Here is a 16,171-nt window from a genome sequence, read left to right as displayed (position 1 = left end):
TAGTTGGCTTGGCATGGCCGACACGCTCTCCATCTGCTCCTGGAACATCAACAGCGTCCGGGCGCGCATCGACATTGTCGAACAGTTGCTGCGCGACGAAGCGCCGGACATATTGTGCCTTCAGGAAACGAAGGTCGTGAACGACATTTTCCCGGCCGCGATGTTCCGCCGCATGGGCTATGTGCATCAGGTGCTGAACGGCCAGCGGATGCATCATGGCGTCGCGATCCTGAGCAAGGTGCCGATCCACGAGGACGACCGGTTCGACTGGCAGGCCAATGGCGAGGCGCGCCATGTCGGCGTGCGGCTCGATAACGGCGTGCGGATCGAGAATGTCTATGTGCCCGCAGGCGGCGATGTGCCCGACCGCACCGTCAATCCGAAATTCGGGCAGAAGCTCGATTTCCTCGAACGCATGATCCAGTGGTCGGCCGCGCTCGACAACAAGCCGACGATTTTGACCGGCGATTTCAACATCGCCCCGCTCGAATGCGACGTGTGGAGCCACAGGCAGTTGATCGACGTGGTCAGCCACACGCCGGTCGAATGCGAAATCCTCGGCCGGCTTCAGGCCTCGAACGACTGGGTGGACATCGGCCGTCACTTCCACCCCGCGCCCGCGCGGCTCTACACCTGGTGGAGCTATCGCGCGAAGGACTGGGCCGCGTCCGACCGGGGGCGGCGGCTCGATCATATGTGGATGACGCGCGACGTGGCGGACAGGGCGGTCAGCCACCGCGTCGTCGAACCCGCGCGCAGTTGGGTGAAGCCGTCGGACCATATCCCCATCATCACCGATTTCGTCTTCTGATGAGCGGTCGCGCCGCCGCCCGCGCCATCGACGCGCTGCGCCGCGGCTGGCCGATCCGGCTGGCCGCGGATGACGGCGCCCTGCGGCTGATGGCGGTGGAGGGCGCGGACGCGGTGACGCTGGCCGGGTTCGACCCCACCGGGTGCGCCGACATCCTGATTTCGGCGGCGCGCGCCGAAACGCTCAAGCTCGCCAACCAGCTCGCCGCCGCCGATCCCGACCTTCCCGTGCTGGTCGAGCGGGCGCCCTGGATCGACGCCGATGTCGCGACCGCCATCTCCGACCCGGTGCTTGACCTCGCCTCCCCGCTCAAGGGACCGTTCCGCGCGCTGCCGCTCGCCGCGCCGGACGCCGCCAGGGCGGCGCTGCGCCTCGCCAGGCTGGCGGGAATCCTCCCCGCCTTCTTCGTCACCGCCGAAGACGGCCCGGTCGAGGCGGAGGCGAGCGCACAGGATGTCGCGGCCTATGACGATGCCGTCCACCTCGCCGTCGCCACCCGCGCGCGGCTGCCGGTCGACGCCAGCGAAAGCGCGGAGATCGTCGCCTTCCGCAGCCCCGACGAACCGCGCGAGCATGTCGCGCTGGTGGTCGGCAGGCGCGATGCCACGCCGCCCGTCATCCGCATCCACAGCGAATGCCTGACCGGCGACGTGCTGGGCAGCCTCAAATGCGACTGCGGGCCGCAACTGCATCAGGCGCTGCACCAGATCGCCGACGCGCGCTGGGGCATCCTCCTCTATCTGCGGCAGGAAGGGCGCGGCATCGGCCTCGTCAACAAGCTGCGCGCCTACGCGCTTCAGGATCAGGGGTTCGACACCGTCGACGCCAATGTCCGGCTGGGCTTCGCCATCGACGCGCGCGATTTTTCGGTCGCAGCGCGGATGCTCGACCTTCTGGGCGTGCGCGAAGTGCGGCTGCTCACCAACAATCCGAACAAGGTCGCGGGGCTGGAAGCGGCGGGCATCCGCGTAGCGGAGCGGCTGCCGATCATCCTGCCCGCCAATCCGCACAATGAACGCTATCTCGCCACCAAGCGCGACCGCACCGGCCACCAGCTATGACCATCGTTCAGGTGGAAAGCGCAGCGGGCCGCCTGACCTTCGGCGATCTCGTAATGCCCTGCGCCATCGGCCGGGGCGGGTCGTGCGCTGCCGACGCGAAGCGGGAAGGCGACGGCTGCACACCGCTCGGGCGCTGGCCGATCCGTGCCGTGCTGCTGTGTCCCGGCAAAGTCGCGCCACGCGAAATCCGCCTGCCATGGCGCTGGGTGCGGGTCGGGGACGGCTGGTCTGACGATCCCGCCGATCCCGCCTATAACCGCCCTGTCCGCCTGCCCCGCGCCTTCTCCGCCGAAAGCCTGATCCGCGCCGACGCCGCCTATGACGTGATCGTCGTCCTCGGCCACAACGACGCACCGCCCCGGCCCGGCAGGGGCAGCGCCATCTTCTTCCACCTGTCCGAAGGCCGGCCCACCGCAGGCTGCGTCGCCGTTGAGCGGGAAGACATGCTGCGCTTGCTGCCGATGCTGCGGCCCGGCGATGCGATGGAGATTATGGCCTAGGCCATCTCCAGCGCCTGCCCGACTTCGCCGCCCGCCGCTTCCAGCAGGCGCCGTTCCAGCGTCTGCAGCCGCGCCTTGCTCTCGATCTTTCCGCCGATGAGGTCGGTGACATAGAAGGTGTCGACCGCGCGCTCGCCATAGGTGGCGACATGCGCGCTGTGCACCGTGACCTTCGACTGGAACAGCGCGTTGGCGAGGCTGAAGAGCAGCGCCGGGCGGTCGCGCGCGTTCACTTCCACCACCGTGAACCGGTTCGACGCCTTGTTGTCGATCAACACATTGGGTTCGATGCGGAAGGCTTCGGCGCGGGTGCGGGGCAAGGGCCGCGCCGACAATTTGGTGATGAGGCGGTGGCGGTTCGACAGCGAATCCTCAATCGCGTTGCGGATGCGGTTGAGCTGTTCGGGGCTGTGAAACGCGCCACCGAACGGGTCCTGCACCAGGAAATTGTCGATGGCGACGCCATCGCGCGTGGTGTGGATGCGCGCGTCGATGATGTTCCCGCCCGCCAGATGGATGGCGCCTGCGATGCGGTAGAACAGGCCCGGATGGTCGGCGGCATAGACAGTGACGAGCGTCGCGCCGCGCTGCGGATAATAATGCGCCGCGATCGAGAGCGGCGCATCGCCCGACGCCAGAATATGCTGCGCATTGTGGATCAGAATGTCTTCCGGCTCGGCGATCCAGTAGGATTCGGGCAGCCGCGCGCTGAACGCGGCGAAGTCCGCCTCGTTCATGCCCAGCGCCGCGCGCAGCCCCTCCTGCTTGGCGATGACACGCTCGCCCCGGCCCTTCTGCTTGTGGCCGAGGCGCAGCACTTCCTCCGCCGATTCGAAAAGGTCGCCCAGCAACTGCCGCTTCCAGCTATTCCACACGCCCGGTCCCACCGCCCGGATGTCCACGACCGTCAGGCACAGCAGCAGACGCAGCCGCTCGGGGCTCTGCACCACGTCGACGAAATCGAGGATCGTCTTGTAATCGGCCAGATCCCGCTTGAATGCGGTCGCCGACATCAGCAGGTGATAGCGCACCAGCCACGCGACCGTCTCGGTCTCAGCGGGCGTCAGGCCCAGACGCGGGCAGAGATGTTCGGCCACTTCCGCGCCCAGCACGCTATGGTCGCCGCCCCGCCCTTTCGCGATGTCATGCAGCAGCACCGCGACATAGAGCACGCGCCGCGACAAGATCTTGCCCATGAGTTCGGTCGCGAGCGGGTGATCGGTGTCGAGGTCGCCCTTCTCGATCCGCGCCAGCAGGCCCACTGCGCGGATGGTGTGCTCATCGACCGTATAATGATGATACATGTCGAACTGCATCTGCGCGACGACGCGGCGGAAATCGGGCACGAAGCGGCCGAAGACGGTCGATTCGTTCATCCAGCGCAGCACCGTCTCGGGGTCGCGGGGCGACGTAAGCACGTCCATGAAAGCGGCGTTGGCGCGCGGGTCGCGGCGCACCTTTGCGGTGATGAGACCGGCGTCCCGGCTCGCCGCGCGCATCGCGCTGGGGTGGATCTGGAGGCCGTGGCGGTCGGCCACCGCGAAAATCTCCAGCAGGCGCACCGGATCGGTCTGAAAGAAATCCTCGCTCGGTAGCGCCAGCCGCCCCCGCTCCAGCACGAACCCGTCGAGCTTCTTGGGCCGGCGGAAGATGGCGGGAATGTAACGCCGTCCCTTCGGACCCATCTGGTCGTCGAGATGCGCGAGGAACACGGCGGTTAGGTCGCCCACCGTCTTCGCGTTCAGGAAATAATAGCGCATGAACCGCTCGACCCCGGATCGCCCCGCACGCGCGGTGAAGCGCATCCGGGTCGCGATTTCGAGCTGAAGGTCGAAGGTCAGCCGGTCCTCGGCCCGGCCCGTGATGGTGTGCAGATGACACCGCACCGCCCAGAGGAAATCTTCCGCCTTCTGGAACTGGCCTAGTTCGCTCTGCGTCAGCAGCCCCACATCCACCAGTTCGGCGACGGACCGGACGCGGTTCACATATTTGCCGATCCAGAACAGCGTGTGCAGATCGCGCAGGCCGCCCTTGCCTTCCTTGACGTTCGGCTCGACGACATAGCGGCTGTCGCCCATGCGCTTGTGCCGCTCGTCGCGTTCCTCCAGCTTTTCGGTGACGAAGGCGCGGGCATTGCCCTGCATGACTTCCGCGTCGAAACGGGCCGACGTTTCCTCGTAGAGCGCCCTGTCGCCCCAGACATAGCGCGCTTCGAGGAGAGCGGTGCGCACGGTAAGGTCGCTCTTGGCCATCCGCATCGTTTCATCGACCGAGCGGCTGCTATGCCCGACCTTCAGACCCAGATCCCAGAGCGAATAGAGCATGGATTCGATCACCTGCTCGGTCCATCCGGTGGGCTTCCACGGGGTGATGAAGCCGATGTCGACATCGCTGTGCGGCGCCATTTCGCCCCGGCCATAGCCGCCCACCGCGATCAGCACGATGCGCTCGCCCGTGCTGCGGTTGCCCGCAGGATAGAGGTGATGGGTCGTCGCGTCGTAGAGCAGGCGCAGGATCTGGTCGATCAGGAAGGCGAAGGCGCTCACGCTCTCGCGCCCGCGCGTCGGCCTGGCGTCCAGCCGCCGCGCGATTTCCGCCCGCCCTTCCTCCAGCGCGGCCTTGAGTTCGCGGACGATCAGGCCGCGCAATCGCATGGCGTCGCCCTCATGGTCCTGCGCGAGGGCGTTGATCCTGTCGGAAATGGCCCGCCGGTCGATGATGGCGCGACGCGCGCCGAGGGCGGGAAACTGCATGACCATGGACCTTATCTAGTCATGCTGCCGCTGCGCGACCAGTTGTTTCAGCCGATAGATGTGATCGAGCGCCTCGCGAGGCGAAAGCGCATCGGCGTCGATCGCGTCGATGGCGGCCAGCAGGGGGTCGGCCTTTTCCTCCTCCTGCGCGGCGGCGGCGGCAAAGAGGGGCAGGTCGTCCAGTCCCGCCGCGATACCGCCGGTCTTCGCCTTGCCCGCTTCCAGCCGCGCCAGCACGTCCTTTGCGCGCCTGAGCACCGCAGGCGGCAAGCCCGCCAGCCGCGCGACGGCAAGGCCATAGCTGCGGTCCGCCGGACCCTCCGCCAGTTCATGCAGCAGCACAAGGTCGCCCTTCCACTCGCGCGCGCGGACATGGTGGAGCGAGAGCGAGGGCAAAGTCTCGGCCAGCCGGGTCAGCTCGTGATAATGGGTGGCGAACAGGCATCGGCAGCGATTGACCTCGTGCACCGCCTCCACCACTGCCCATGCGAGCGCGAGGCCGTCATAGGTCGATGTGCCGCGACCCACCTCGTCCAGAATGACGAAGCTGCGCTCCGTTGCCTGTGCGAGGATCGCGGCGGTCTCCACCATCTCGACCATGAAGGTGGAGCGGCCCTTCGCCAGATTGTCCGACGCGCCCACACGGCTGAACAGCCGGTCGACCAGCGTCAGCGTCGCCGATCCGGCGGGCACATAGCCGCCCGCCTGCGCGAGAATGACGATCAGGGCGTTCTGCCGCAGGAATGTCGATTTGCCGCCCATATTGGGTCCGGTGACGAGCCACAGACGGTCGCTTTCCGACAGGCGGCAGTCGTTGGCGACGAAGGGTTGGCCCTCCCGCCGCAGCGCATCCTCCACCACGGGATGCCGCCCGCCCACGATGTCGAGGCACTGGCCCGCCCCGTCCGCAGCGACGAAATGGGGCCGCGTCCAGCCGCCTTCCGCCGCCCGTTCCGCCAGCGCTGCCGCCACGTCGAGCCGCGCCAGCGCGTCGGCGGCGCGGGCGATGTCGCTCTTGCGGTCGAGCACCGCTTCGATGAGAGTCTCCAGATGTGCGGCTTCGGCGACCAGCGCATGCGCGCCGGCCTGCGCGACGCGCCCGGCTTCCTCATGCAGGTCGATGGAGTTGAACCGCACCACCCCCGCCAGCGTCTGGCGATGGGTGAAGCCGCTGTCCGCCGCCATCAGCGCATCGGCGGCACGGGCGGGCACCTCGACATGGTAGCCGAGCACGCCATTATGCCGGATCTTGAGCGAGGAAATCCCCGTTTGCTCGCGATATTTCGCTTCCAGCGCCGCAATGGCTCTCCGTCCATCGCCCGCCATGCGCCGCAGTTCGTCCAGCGCGGGATCGAAACCATCGGCGATATAGCCGCCATTGCCGGTCTCGGTGGGCGGCGCGGGCACCAGCGCGCGGGTGAGCGCATCGACCAGCGCCCCATGCCCGTCGAGCGCCGGGAGCAACTGCGCCAGCAGCGGCGGCATATCGGGCAGCCGCCCCAGCCGCTCGCGCAGCAGCCGCGCTTCGCCAAGCCCGTCGCGCAATTGCCCCAGGTCGCGCGGGCTGCCGCGTCCCACCGCCACGCGCCCCAGCGCCCGCCCGATGTCGGGCAGCGACCGCAGCGCGCCGCGCAGTTGATCGCGCAGCCCCGGCTCGTCGTGGACCATCTGCACGAGGCCCAGCCGCGCCTCGATAAGCGGCAGGTCGAGCAGCGGCGCGGACAGATCCTGCGCCAGCAGTCGCGCGCCCGCGCCCGTCACCGTGCGGTCGATGGCATGCAGCAGGCTCCCGGCGCGCGTTCCCCCGGTCGTGGCGACGATTTCCAGACTCTCGCGCGTGGCGGCGTCGATGGCGACATGCGCGCCGTTCGCCTTGCGCAGCGGCGGCGCGAGGAAGGGGAGCGTGCCCTTGCCCGCATGGTCGAGATAGGCGACGAGGCCGCCCATCGCCGCCAGCTCCGCCCGCCCGAACTGGCCGAACCCGTCGAGCGTCGTCACCCCGAACAGCCGTCTGAGTGCCTCCTCGGCCCTTGCGCTCGAAAAGGCGGCGCGGTCGAACGGATGGCAGTCGGGCAGATCGAATGTCGATCCTTCCGCCACCACCGTTTCGCTGGGGCGCAGCCGCGCCAGTTCGGCGGCTAGGTCGCTGATTGGGCAGCACATGGTTTCGAACCGGCCGGTCGAAATGTCCGCCGCAGCTATTCCGACCTCGCCCGATCCGTCACCCCCCACCTGCGCCAGCGCCACGAGCAGATTGTCGCTCCGGCTGTCGAGCAGCGTCTCCTCGGTCAGCGTGCCCGCCGTCACATAGCGCACGATGGCCCGCGCCACGAGCGCCTTGCCGCCGCGCGCCTTGGCCTGCGCGGGCGTTTCGGTCTGTTCGGCAATGGCGACGCGGTGGCCGCTCCTGATGAGCCGCGCGAGATAGCTTTCCGCGCTGTGCGCCGGAACGCCGCACATCGGGATCGGTTGCCCCTCATGCTCGCCCCGGCTCGTCAGCGCGATGTCGAGCGTGGCGGCCGCCATCCTGGCGTCGTCGAAGAACAGTTCGAAGAAATCGCCCATCCGGTAGAAAAGCAGGCAGTCCCGTGCCTCCGCCTTCAGCGCCAGATATTGCGCCATCATCGGGGTGGGCTGTGTGCTGCTTTCGGACGGGGACGCCATGGGAGAAGGCCGATACCGCGAAGCGGCGGGCGAGGCCAGAGCCTCGGGGCCGCATGGCCCGCGAAATTTGCGCTTCTCGCACTTGCCCACAGGATGATCTTGCCGCTAGGGCCAGCCCCATCGTTCCGACACAGGGGTGCAGCATGACCGACACGTCCAGCGTGGAATTTTCCGAGCGCGAGGCGCTGTTCTTCCACTCGACAGGTCGCCCCGGCAAGATCGAGATCATCGCGTCGAAGCCGATGGCGACGCAGCGCGACCTCAGCCTCGCTTACTCGCCCGGCGTCGCCGTTCCCGTGCGCGCCATCGCGGCGGACCCGGCTACCGCCTATGATTACACGGCCAAGGGCAATCTGGTCGCGGTCATTTCCAACGGCACGGCGATCCTGGGCCTCGGCAATTTGGGCGCACTCGCGTCCAAGCCGGTGATGGAGGGCAAGGCGGTGCTGTTCAAGCGCTTCGCCGACGTGGATTCCATCGACATCGAACTCAAGACCGAGGATGTCGACCGCTTCATCGACGCGGTCGAACTGATGGAGCCGAGTTTTGGCGGCATCAACCTTGAGGACATCAAGGCGCCCGAATGCTTCGTTATCGAAACGACGCTCAAGGAACGGATGAACATTCCGGTCTTTCATGACGACCAGCATGGCACCGCGATCATCGCGGCGGCAGGTGTCCTCAACGCTGCGCTGCTGACGGGCCGCGACATGAAGGACATGAAGGTCGTGGTGAACGGCGCGGGTGCAGCGTCGATCAGTTGCACCGAACTCATCAAGGCGCTGGGCGTGCGCCACGACAATGTCATCATGTGCGACAGCAAGGGCGTCATCTATCAGGGCCGCACCGAGGGCATGAACCAGTGGAAGTCCGCCCATGCGGTAAACACCGACGCGCGCTCGCTCGCCGAGGCGGTGAAGGGCGCGGACGTGTTCCTCGGCCTTTCGGTCGCGGGCGCGATGACGCCGGAGATGGTGAAGTCCATGGCCGATCGGCCGATCATCTTCGCCATGGCCAATCCGGACCCGGAAATCCTGCCCCCGGTCGCCAAGGCCGCACGCCCCGACGCAATCGTCGCGACGGGCCGGTCGGACTTCCCCAATCAGGTCAACAACGTCCTGGGCTTCCCCTTCATTTTCCGCGGCGCGCTCGACGTGCGGGCGACTGGCATCAACGAGGCGATGAAGCTCGCGGCGGCCAAGGCCATCGCCGAACTCGCGCGTGAATCGGTGCCGGAGGAAGTGGCCAAAGCCTATGGCCGCGCGCACAGCTTCGGTCCGGACTATATCATCCCCGCGCCCTTCGACCCGCGCCTGATGGAAGTCGTCCCCGCCGCCGTCGCGCAGGCGGCGATGGAATCGGGTGTCGCGCAACGCCCGATCGAGGACATGGCGGCTTATCGCCAGTCTTTGAAAGCGCGGCTCAACCCCACCACTTCGGTGCTGACCAGCGCCTATGAGATCGCCAAGGCGCATCCCAAGCGCGTCGTCTTCGCCGAAGCGGAGGAGGAAGTGGTGCTGCGCGCCGCCATCCAGTTCCGGGAGCTGGGCTATGGCATCCCCGTGCTGGTCGGACGCGGCGAGGTGATGGACAGGCTGCGCGCGCTCGGCGTGCGCGATCCCGAGAGCTTCGAGCTGCACAACAGCGTCAATTCGCCGCTCGTCCCCGACATGGTCGACCTGCTCTATGCCCGGCTCCAGCGGCGCGGCTATCTGCGTCGCGACTGCGAGCGGATGGTGAACCGGGATCGCAACATCTTCGGCACGCTGCTGGTGAAGATGGGGGTCGCCGACGCGATGCTGACGGGCATGACGCGCCCCTATGCCCAGACCCTGCGCGAGGTGAAGCGGGTGATGGACCCGGCGGCCGGCCGCACTCCTTTCGGCATTCACGTGATGGTGGCGAAGGAAAAGACGGTGTTCCTTGCCGATACGACCGTCAACGAACGTCCGACCGCCGCCGAACTGGCCGACATCGCAGAAGGAACGGTCGCCGTTGCCCGGCGCATGGGCCACGACCCGCGCGTCGCCTTCCTGTCCTACTCCAATTTCGGCAATCCGCCCGGCAGCTTCCTCGACAATGTCCGCGATGCGGTGAAGATCCTCGACAGCCGCAACGTCGATTTCGAATATGAAGGCGAAATGACGCCCGACGCGGCGCTCAACCCCGCCGTCATGAAGAGCTATCCGTTCAGCCGCCTGTCCGGTCCCGCCAACGTCCTCGTCATGCCGGGGCTGCAATCGGCCAACATATCGGCCAAGCTGCTTCGTGAACTGGGCGGGACTTCGCTCATCGGGCCGCTGCTGGTGGGGATGGAGAAATCGGTGCAGATCGCCACCATGGCGTCGAACGCATCGGAACTTCTGACGCTCGCGGTGCTGGCGGCAGGCGGTATCGCGCTATAGAAGCGTCGGGCGCCGATAATTGAGCGTGCGGAGTGACATGTGAGCGAAGCGGGTTTCGACAGTGCGACCTTCCGGCGGGTGCTCGGCCATTATCCCACCGGCGTATGCGTCATCACCGCGGTGGAGGAAGGCGGCGCGCCGCTGGGCATGGTCGTCGGTTCCTTCACATCCGTGTCGCTCGACCCGCCGCTGGTCGCCTTCTTTCCGGCGAAAAGCTCCTCCACATGGCCCCGTATCGAAAAACTGGGCCGTTTCTGCGTCAACATCCTCGCGGCGGACCAGCTATCGCTCTGCCGCCAGATCGCCAGTCCGGGACCGGACAAGTTCCGCGACATCGCGCATCGCGCGTCGGCCAACGGATCGCCGATCCTCGACAATGTCGTCGCGTGGATCGACTGCACGCTCGATGCCGTTCACGAAGCGGGCGACCATCATATCGCGATCGGCCGGGTCGCCGCGCTGGAGGTCGACCGGGCCGAACGCCCGCTGCTCTTCTTTCAGGGCAGCTATGGCGAGTTCGCCTTGCTGGACTGACGCGATGCGGACATGGACCGGACATATTACCCGTCCTTAACCCTCGTGGAGTAAAGCAGGCGTCCGTCCGCTCCCGGAATCGTCCATGACCGCGCTCCTCGTCACCGTCGACACCGAATTGTCCGCCGCCTTCCAGCGGCGCGGCATGTCGCTTGAGGACAATCTGCGCCGGTCCATCCGGGCGGAGGCGGGCGGGCAGGAGACGGGCATCGGCTGGCAGATGGCGGTGCTGGAGCGGCACGGCCTCACGGGCGTCTTCTTCCTCGATCCGCTGCCCGCGCTGGTGCATGGTCGGGCCTTCCTGCACCCCATTGTCGATGCGATCCTCTCGCGCGGCCATGAGGTCCAGATGCATATCCACACCGAATGGCTCGAATGGGCGGCGGAGTCTCCGGTCGAAGGGCGACGGGGCCGCAACATCGGCGACTTCAGCCTGCCCGATCAGATCGCCCTGCTCGGCCTCGCGAAACAGTGGCTGGAGGAAGCGGGAGCGCCGCCGATCCGCGCCTTTCGCGCGGGCAATTTCGGCGCCAGCGACGACACGCTGCGCGCGCTCGCGCATATCGGCGTCACTTGGGACAGCAGCGTCAACCCCGCCTATCTCGGTCGCGAATGCACCATAGCCGCCGATCCCGCGCAGATCGCGCCGCAGCTTTTGCAGGGCGTCGTCGAACTGCCTGTCTCCGGCATCGCCGACCGTCCCGGCGGCTTTCGCCCGGCGCAGGTCTGCGCGATGTCGGCGGCAGAGATGCGCGCGGGCCTTGCCCACGCAATAGCGGAGCGGCATCCCGCCTATGTCGTCGTGACGCACAGTTTCGAAATGCTCTCGCGCGACCGGCGGCGGCCCAATCGTGCGGTGATGAACCGGTTCGAAAGCCTGTGCCGCAGCGCATCTGCGCTTCCCGGCGTTACCGGCGCGGGCTTTGCCGATCTCGATCCGCAACTGGCGAACCTGCCTGCGCGCCCGCTCACCCGCGCCGCGCCGAACGCGCTCCGCACCGCGATGCGGCAGGCGCAGCAGGCATGGGCGACATGGCGTTACGAACACCGGCTGGTGCCTGAGTGAGCCAGCATCCCGTCGCAATCCTAATCGGCATGGAAAACGCCATCGCGCTCACCGTCGTGCGCGAGCTGGGCGCGCATGGCGTGCCGGTCCATGGCGTCGCGCGCTCGCCCGATTCGATCGCGCTCGCCTCGCGACACTGCCGCGACTGGTCGCTGCGGCCGCAGGGCGATCCGGCGGACTGGCTGCCCGACCTCATCGCCCGCACCGGCGCACGGGCGGTGCTGGCGATTTCCGAGGGCGATCTCCTCGCTCTGTCCGCGCTGCCGCCCCGCATCGGCGATTGCCACATCCTCGTCCCCCGGGCCGAGCCGCTCGCCAGCGTCATCGACAAGCGCCGCACGCTCGACATCGCGCAGCGCATCGGCCTGCTCGTTCCCCAGACCTGGCAACCGCAGGCTGGCGAAGATTTCGCCGCCCGCGCAGAGGCGATGCGCTATCCGCTCGTCGCCAAATGGGCCAACCCCCCCGAAGTCATGGCCGATCTGGAGCGTGCGGGTCTGGAATGGGTCAAGACCGGCTATGTCCACACGCCGCGCGAACTGCTGGCGCTGCTCGACCGCTATGCTCCGATCGGGCGCTGGCCGCTTATCCAGCAATATTGCGGCGGTGTCGGGCTGGGCCAGATGCTGTTCATGGCCGAAGGGCACGCCACCCTGCGGTTCCAGCACCGCCGCCTGCACGAATGGCCGCCCGAAGGCGGCGTATCGACGCTGTGCCGTGACGAGCCGAAAGGCGATCATACCGCGCAGATGGACCTGTCCGAAAAACTGCTGCGCGCGCTCGACTGGAGCGGTCCGGCGATGGTCGAATATCGGCATGAGCCGGACACCGGCCGTTACTGGCTGATGGAAGTCAATGGCCGCTTCTGGGGAAGCCTGCCGCTCGCCCATCATAGCGGCGCGCATTTCGCGTGGGAAGCCTATCGCCGCGCCGTGCTCGGTCAGAAGGATGCCGCGCCTTCTCCGCGCGAAGGCGTCCGCGCCCGCTATATGGTGCCCGAAACAAAGCGTCTGGCGCGCGTGCTGCTGACGCCCGACCGCATCGGCGATCCCTTCTTCCGCCTGACGCCGCTCGCCGATCTCGCCGCCTATCTGCTGGGCTTCCTCGATCCGCGCAGCCGCTACTATGTCTTCGCCCTGTCTGATCCCCGGCCGTTTCTGCGCGACATCGTGCAGATGGTCAGGAAAGCCGTGCGCCGGGATAGTCGCGGATAAGCCGCTTCACCGCCCGTTCGATCCGCGCGAGGCATGTCGCCATGTAGCGGTCGTCGAGACCGTAGGGATCGTGCAGATGCGGCAGTCGCGGCTGCGCCCAGTGGCCCAGGAGCTGGCGCGGCAGGTGGCCAAGGCGCGGGTCCGCCGCCAGCCGGTGCATCTGCCGCACCTCCATCGCCAGCAGAAGATCGCCTTCGCACGGTTCGAAATCCATGCGATCGACCGCGCTATGACCCTCCATCTCATAGCCCAGCGTGCGGGCCGCGACGATTGCAGGACCGTGCGCGGGGCGACCCGTGTCCGTCGACAGACCGAAGGACGCGCTTTCCATCCCCTCTGCCTGCGCCACCGCGTCGGCAAAGGCGCTGCGGCAGATATTCCCCTGACACACGAACACGAGCCGCCGCACCGCCTCCGGCTCGGCCGGGGACAGGGCCGCCAGACCCCAAGCGGTCTGCGGGTAGGACAGCGCCAGCCGTACGAGTCCACGAAATGTGCCGAAGGAAGATCGCATCATCGCTGGTCAGAACCGGCCTTTTCTCATGTCTTGGGGAACCGCTCTAACATCTGCGCGGATCGGTTGCCATTGACGCTTTTGTAACCCCCGGCCTTGCAGCGGCGAGGTTTCATCTGCGGTCCCGGTGCGTTAGGGGGAAGGGCGCGCGATATCTGCTCGTCTCCCGTGATGAGCGAAGTCGGCGCATCCCAGGAAGGATGATGATGCGAGCCTCTCCGCACAAATTCGACCGCTTTCGCGTCCTGCTGCGCCGCCACGGTCCGCAGGCGCTGGTGTGGCGGCGGCGGATCGCGATTTTGGGCGGCGCGATTCTCGTCGGCCTCGTCGCTCTCCTGTTCGCGCGGCTGGCGGACGAGGCGGGGGAGCTGTTTCTGCGTTTCGCGCGCCGCTGGTGGTGGGCGCCCCTCGCCGTGACGCCGATCGGCTTTGCCGGTCTTGTATGGCTGACGCGCAGGATCGCTCCTGCCGCAGCCGGGTCAGGTATTCCGCAGGTGATGGCGGCTTCGCGCGATCCCGTTTCAGGACTTGATCGCCTCGTGTCGGCGAAGACCGTGATCGTCAAGCTCGCGCTCACCTTGTCGGCTCTGTTGCTGGGCGCCTCGGTCGGACGGGAAGGTCCAACGGTTCAGGTCTCCGCAGCGATCATGGCCTATGCTCACCGGCTGATGGGTATCCCGTTACGCGCCTCCGTCTATATTGCAGGCGGTGCGGCGGGCGTGGCGGCGGCGTTCAATACCCCTCTCGCCGGCGTCGCCTTCGCCATCGAGGAACTGGCCGCCGCTTATGAACAGCGTATGACGCTGCTGGTGATGGCGGCGGTGCTGATCGCGGGCATGGTCAGCCTCGGCGTTGCGGGGGACTATGTCTATTTCGGCGTGATGCATCAGACCCTGGGGGTACGCGAGGCAATAGTCGCAGCCCCTGTCGCTGGTATATTGGGCGGTCTGGCGGGCGGCTCATTCTCGCGCGCGATGCTGGCTGCGGGACGCGCGACATGGTCGCCTATTGCATGGCTGCGGGCGAGGCCCGTGCGTTTCGCCGGATGTTGCGGGCTGGTGGTGGCGCTGCTGGGCGTTTTCACCGGCCTCACATGGGGCACGGGCTATCAGACCGCGAACGCGATGATCGCCGGATCGGACGTGCCCTTCTGGTTTGGCGGCGCAAAGTTCGCCGCCACGCTGGCGACGGCGGTTTCGGGACTGCCCGGCGGCATCTTCGCCCCATCGCTATCGGTGGGAGCGGGCGTTGGCGACATGCTGCGCAGCATCTTCCCCTCCTATCCGCCCGGCGCGATCGTTCTGCTGGGCATGATCGGCTATTTCACCGGGGTGGTGCGCGCACCGCTTACCGCCGTCATCATCATATCGGAAACGACCGCCAGCCGAGGCCTGCTCCTGCCTCTGCTCGCGACCGCCCTGATCGCCGATTTCGCCGCGCAACTGGTGTGCAAGGACCGGCTCTACCACAGCCTGTCGCAACGGTTCGCGCCACCTGCGTAACCGGAAAATCAGAGGACTACGGAAAAAGGTGGCGGAGACGGAGGGATTCGAACCCTCGGTAGCCCCTTAAGGCTACGACGGTTTAGCAAACCGCTGGTTTCAGCCACTCACCCACGTCTCCGCACGGATTTGCCCGCAAGCGGACAGTGGCTAGGGCGCGGCTATAGCGGGGGCTTTGCGGCATGGCAACGGTCCTGCAATGCGATTTTTCATGGGCGGCCTCGACGGCAAAAACATCGGACCGGCGCAATCGCGACTCGGATCGGCTTTCGTTCATTGCGGTTTCAGCTTCCTTCCCGCTATTCTGCGGCGCAGGAATGACGAAGCGGGCTTTGCGGGGAGTAACGACAATGATGGGCATCACCGGGCGCGCGGGGTCGCATATGGCGCGGGCGGCACTCTGGGCAGGCGCGCTGGCGGGCCTTGCCTTCAGCCCGCTAGCGGGCGCGCAGGTGCGCACTGTCGATCCCAACACCGCCATCGACGCCGATCTCGCGCCGCCGCCCCCGGCACGTTCTGCGCCCACTGATCCGGGCGTCGATCCCACCGTCCGCCGCGAGCCTGCCGCTCCTGCGCCTCAGCCAGCACCTTCGGGCAGCGCCACCACTGCTACGGGCGCTCCGGTCACGCAGAATTCCCCGCCAGCCGCCATCGCGCCGGGCGATTCCTACCAGCAGGACGATCTGATCGGCGCAGCCGAAGGCGTATTCGGAAAGGGTGCGGAAGGGCTGGCGGGTATCATCGAGAAAATCCTGAAGGATCAGGGCCGCCCCAACGCCTATATCGCCGGGCGGGAGGCATCGGGCGCCTTCGTCGTGGGGCTGCGTTATGGCTCGGGCACGCTGACCCACAAGATCGAGGGCAAGCGGGAGGTCTACTGGACCGGGCCGTCGATCGGCTTCGATGTGGGCGGCAACGCGTCCAACACCTTCGTGCTCGTCTACAATCTCTACGACACGCAGGATCTCTACCACCGTTTCCCCGCAGCGGAAGGCACCGCCTATCTGGTGGGGGGCTTTACCGCCAGCTATCTGCGCTGGGGCGACGTAGTGCTGATCCCCATCCGTCTTGGCGTCGGTTACCGGCTGGGTGTCAATGCGGGCTATATGAAGTTCACCGAAAAGCGGAACTGGCTGCCTTTCTGACC

Annotated in this window: 12 protein-coding genes and 1 tRNA gene; 9 read left to right on the top strand and 4 right to left on the bottom strand. The window is 67.1% G+C overall.

Translation table 11 applies throughout. The features are described 5' to 3' along the window. Positions 1–13 precede the first annotated feature (13 nt). The 3 genes from SAMIE_RS16150 to SAMIE_RS16140 are packed head-to-tail and all read left to right on the top strand — an operon-like array spanning position 14 to position 2,372. Positions 14–811, top strand: a complete 798-nt coding sequence (locus tag SAMIE_RS16150) for an exodeoxyribonuclease III (protein ID WP_066700772.1) — start codon at positions 14–16, stop codon at positions 809–811. Next, on the top strand, positions 811–1,872 hold the full coding sequence (ribA, locus tag SAMIE_RS16145; protein WP_066700773.1) for a GTP cyclohydrolase II: 1,062 nt from the start codon (positions 811–813) through the stop codon (positions 1,870–1,872). The genes SAMIE_RS16150 and ribA overlap by 1 nt, the downstream gene beginning before the upstream one ends. Further along, on the top strand, positions 1,869–2,372 hold the full coding sequence (locus SAMIE_RS16140) for a L,D-transpeptidase family protein (RefSeq protein ID WP_066700774.1): 504 nt from the start codon (positions 1,869–1,871) through the stop codon (positions 2,370–2,372). The genes ribA and SAMIE_RS16140 overlap by 4 nt, the downstream gene beginning before the upstream one ends. On the opposite strand, the gene SAMIE_RS16135 is transcribed toward SAMIE_RS16140, so the two are convergent. Together SAMIE_RS16135 and mutS are read right to left on the bottom strand one after the other, a co-directional pair. Beyond that, positions 2,369–5,131, bottom strand: coding sequence for a [protein-PII] uridylyltransferase (locus tag SAMIE_RS16135; protein WP_066700775.1), 2,763 nt, complete (start codon positions 5,129–5,131; stop codon positions 2,369–2,371). The genes SAMIE_RS16140 and SAMIE_RS16135 overlap by 4 nt on opposite strands. A 9-nt stretch (positions 5,132–5,140) precedes the next feature. After that, positions 5,141–7,789 (bottom strand): DNA mismatch repair protein MutS, encoded by a 2,649-nt coding sequence (gene mutS, locus SAMIE_RS16130; protein ID WP_066700776.1) that lies wholly within the window; start codon positions 7,787–7,789, stop codon positions 5,141–5,143. A 143-nt stretch (positions 7,790–7,932) separates the two neighbouring features. Between mutS and SAMIE_RS16125 the strand changes: the two genes are divergently transcribed. From SAMIE_RS16125 to SAMIE_RS16110, 4 genes are all read left to right on the top strand, one after another. Then, positions 7,933–10,194, top strand: coding sequence for an NADP-dependent malic enzyme (locus SAMIE_RS16125; protein ID WP_066700777.1), 2,262 nt, complete (start codon positions 7,933–7,935; stop codon positions 10,192–10,194). A gap of 39 nt (positions 10,195–10,233) precedes the next feature. Beyond that, positions 10,234–10,728 carry a flavin reductase family protein gene (locus tag SAMIE_RS16120; RefSeq protein WP_066700778.1) on the top strand — a complete coding sequence of 165 codons (495 nt, stop codon included), beginning with the start codon at positions 10,234–10,236 and terminating at the stop codon, positions 10,726–10,728. A gap of 85 nt (positions 10,729–10,813) precedes the next feature. Beyond that, positions 10,814–11,794, top strand: a complete 981-nt coding sequence (locus SAMIE_RS16115) for a polysaccharide deacetylase family protein (RefSeq protein WP_066700779.1) — start codon at positions 10,814–10,816, stop codon at positions 11,792–11,794. Further along, positions 11,791–13,008, top strand: coding sequence for a carboxylate--amine ligase (locus tag SAMIE_RS16110; RefSeq protein WP_066700780.1), 1,218 nt, complete (start codon positions 11,791–11,793; stop codon positions 13,006–13,008). Before SAMIE_RS16115 ends, SAMIE_RS16110 begins: the two co-directional genes overlap by 4 nt. Here SAMIE_RS16110 and SAMIE_RS16105 read toward each other — a convergent pair. Next, the gene (locus SAMIE_RS16105; protein ID WP_066700781.1) at positions 12,974–13,525 is read right to left on the bottom strand and encodes an arsenate reductase/protein-tyrosine-phosphatase family protein; all 552 of its coding nucleotides are present in this window, start codon (positions 13,523–13,525) and stop codon (positions 12,974–12,976) included. The genes SAMIE_RS16110 and SAMIE_RS16105 overlap by 35 nt on opposite strands. Positions 13,526–13,725: 200 nt before the next feature. On the opposite strand from SAMIE_RS16105, the gene SAMIE_RS16100 reads away from it, so the two are divergent. After that, the gene (locus SAMIE_RS16100) at positions 13,726–15,024 is read left to right on the top strand and encodes a chloride channel protein (RefSeq protein ID WP_233423675.1); all 1,299 of its coding nucleotides are present in this window, start codon (positions 13,726–13,728) and stop codon (positions 15,022–15,024) included. Between the two features lie 29 nt (positions 15,025–15,053). On the opposite strand, the gene SAMIE_RS16095 is transcribed toward SAMIE_RS16100, so the two are convergent. Next, positions 15,054–15,145: transfer RNA gene (locus SAMIE_RS16095), tRNA-Ser, on the bottom strand. Between the two features lie 229 nt (positions 15,146–15,374). Here SAMIE_RS16095 and SAMIE_RS16090 point away from each other — a divergent pair. Further along, positions 15,375–16,169 (top strand): DUF1134 domain-containing protein, encoded by a 795-nt coding sequence (locus tag SAMIE_RS16090; RefSeq protein WP_066700783.1) that lies wholly within the window; start codon positions 15,375–15,377, stop codon positions 16,167–16,169. The last annotated feature ends 2 nt before the right edge of the window (positions 16,170–16,171 follow it).

Source organism: Sphingobium amiense (assembly GCF_003967075.1).
Lineage (GTDB): Bacteria > Pseudomonadota > Alphaproteobacteria > Sphingomonadales > Sphingomonadaceae > Sphingobium > Sphingobium amiense.
The sequence above is the reverse complement of the archived record's forward strand: the minus strand, read 5'-3'. Positions and strand labels throughout refer to the sequence as shown.

What these genes read in the sequence shown, in the direction of transcription:
- SAMIE_RS16150 (WP_066700772.1), top strand. Translation starts at nt 14, where the DNA reads ATGGCCGACACGCTCTCCATCTGCTCCTGGAACATCAACAGCGTCCGG.
- ribA (WP_066700773.1), top strand. Translation starts at nt 811, where the DNA reads ATGAGCGGTCGCGCCGCCGCCCGCGCCATCGACGCGCTGCGCCGCGGC.
- SAMIE_RS16140 (WP_066700774.1), top strand. Translation starts at nt 1,869, where the DNA reads ATGACCATCGTTCAGGTGGAAAGCGCAGCGGGCCGCCTGACCTTCGGC.
- SAMIE_RS16135 (WP_066700775.1), bottom strand. Translation starts at nt 5,131, where the DNA reads ATGGTCATGCAGTTTCCCGCCCTCGGCGCGCGTCGCGCCATCATCGAC.
- mutS (WP_066700776.1), bottom strand. Translation starts at nt 7,789, where the DNA reads ATGGCGTCCCCGTCCGAAAGCAGCACACAGCCCACCCCGATGATGGCG.
- SAMIE_RS16125 (WP_066700777.1), top strand. Translation starts at nt 7,933, where the DNA reads ATGACCGACACGTCCAGCGTGGAATTTTCCGAGCGCGAGGCGCTGTTC.
- SAMIE_RS16115 (WP_066700779.1), top strand. Translation starts at nt 10,814, where the DNA reads ATGACCGCGCTCCTCGTCACCGTCGACACCGAATTGTCCGCCGCCTTC.
- SAMIE_RS16105 (WP_066700781.1), bottom strand. Translation starts at nt 13,525, where the DNA reads ATGATGCGATCTTCCTTCGGCACATTTCGTGGACTCGTACGGCTGGCG.
- SAMIE_RS16100 (WP_233423675.1), top strand. Translation starts at nt 13,726, where the DNA reads ATGATGCGAGCCTCTCCGCACAAATTCGACCGCTTTCGCGTCCTGCTG.
- SAMIE_RS16090 (WP_066700783.1), top strand. Translation starts at nt 15,375, where the DNA reads ATGATGGGCATCACCGGGCGCGCGGGGTCGCATATGGCGCGGGCGGCA.